This window comes from Paenibacillus xylanexedens (assembly GCF_007680605.1).
GTDB lineage: Bacteria > Bacillota > Bacilli > Paenibacillales > Paenibacillaceae > Paenibacillus > Paenibacillus xylanexedens_B.
Window position 1 is genome coordinate 1 of sequence record NZ_VEIO01000067.1, and the last position, 347, is coordinate 347.

The 347-nt window shown below is 51.0% G+C and carries 1 protein-coding gene; it reads right to left on the reverse strand.

Annotated elements, in window-relative coordinates; translation table 11 throughout:
• A partial coding sequence (locus tag FS818_RS28415; RefSeq protein ID WP_145336754.1) for an AMP-binding protein occupies positions 1 to 347 on the reverse strand: 347 nt, incomplete at both ends.

Below are 347 nucleotides of genomic sequence, written 5' to 3' on the forward strand. Positions count from 1 at the left end.
CCTTCGATTTGCATCGCTTTTTTCGCGTGCGGTACCGAGACAATATCACCGCCTACGAGCAGTTGGCGCACGCCGTTTAACCCCTGCAGGCGATGCTCCACCATGACATTAAACAAGCCCGACGTTAACCATAGAATGGTTACCCCGTATTTTTGGATTCGTTCGGCTAGTTCTTCCACCGTCGGAATGCGCGGCGGCATCAGTACCAGCTTCGCACCGTTCAGCAAACTTCCCCACATTTCAAAGGTTGCCGCATCAAAGGATATCGTCGATGCCTGTAAAAACACATCTTCTGCTGTGATACGAACATAATCGATTCCCTTCACTAACCGTACAACGCCGCGTTG